The sequence below is a fragment of the Ruegeria sp. CDSB113 genome, assembly GCF_059611045.1.
Window position 1 is genome coordinate 1 of record NZ_JBXWOU010000037.1, and the last position, 1,419, is coordinate 1,419.

Sequence of the window (1,419 nt, forward strand, 5' to 3'; positions counted from 1 at the left end):
GGGAGTGGGCAAAAGTTGGGGGTGTTCGGGTAAGCTACAGGAGTTTTTTGACCATTGGGGGCTGATATGGAAGTTCGGATTATCGTGGAAACCACTGCTGAGACGGGAGAGAAGCGGACGGAAGAGCTTCGCCGTCTCAGTCTGACCGACCAGTATCATAGCGGGTTAGGGCTCAAGCTCGAGCAAGGTAAGGCACTTCTGACGCAACTCCAGGGGTCAATTCTACGACACCAGATCGAAGAAATTTCTGCAGCAAGCCGTATCTGTCCCTGCTGTGGCCGCACCAGACCAGTTCACGATTACCGGACCCGTGTTCTCGACACGCTTTTTGGACGGTTTCGGTTGAAGATTCTTCGGCGTCGCAAATGTGCATGTCGTGCTGGTGAAAGCAACTTGCTCTCGCCATTTGCAGAGGTTCTCCGTGATCGGGCGACGCCTGAATTGAAGAGGCTTCAGGCAGAGTTGGGCGCGCGCCATTCGTTTCGGGAAGCAGCCCGGATCTTGGAGACCTTTCTGCCCTGTGCAAAGCAATACAACACTACTGTGCGGAACCGTCTCGGCAGACTTGCGAAAGACATCACCGACGCAGAACCTCCTGTATGCGAAACCCTCTCTTCACATCCTCTGACCGTTTTCATCGACGGAGCTCACATTCGATGCAGGCCGGAATATCAAAAACGCAATCTCGACGTTGTAGTAGGCAAGATCGAGACCCACGATATGTGCCGACGCTTTGGTCTTGCCCCACAAGCTGCGAGCTCGCCTTCTTCCCAGCTTCGTCGCGATTTAGATGCTCTCGGGTGGGACGACCGGCGCCCCATCACCGTGATTTCAGACGGGGAGGCCGCGCTCCCAAACCTTCTTCGCAGGGCAACCAAAGGAAAGGTACGACACATCCTGGACTGGTGGCACATCTCGGTGCGCATTCAGCATGTTGAGAACGCAATCAAGGGCCTCGCGCAGAGGGAAGATTTCCCGGGAACAGCTGCGATCTTCACGAAAACGGCCGAGACTCTGAGATGGTATCTTTGGCATGGCAAGATTCAGGTAGCCGGCACAAATCTTCAATGGTTGATAGTTGATTGCGCAAGGCTTGCCAAATACGAACCCGTGGTTCGAGATCAAGCCCAGAAGGCGCTGGCGCGATGCCATGATCTCCACAGCTATCTCACCAACAACATGGGCTCGTTGGTCAACTACGGTAAGCGATATCGCCGGGGTTTGCCGATCTCAACCTCCCGCGCCGAAGGTTGTGTCGATGACATCGGAAATGCGCGCATGGGCAAACGTCGTCGCATGAGATGGTCGCCACGCGGAGCCCACAACGTAGCCGTCACCCGAGCCGCTGTACTCGACGGCCGCCTGTCGGTCTCCAATCAAAAGATCGCCGCATAACACCCCCAGCTTTTGCCCACTCCC

General features: G+C 55.8%; 1 protein-coding gene. It reads left to right on the forward strand.

All coding sequences use genetic code 11. From position 1 onward, the window contains the following. Positions 1–66 precede the first annotated feature (66 nt). Positions 67–1,395, forward strand: coding sequence for an ISKra4 family transposase (locus tag AC2FIS_RS23150; RefSeq protein ID WP_496775615.1), 1,329 nt, complete (start codon positions 67–69; stop codon positions 1,393–1,395). The last annotated feature ends 24 nt before the right edge of the window (positions 1,396–1,419 follow it).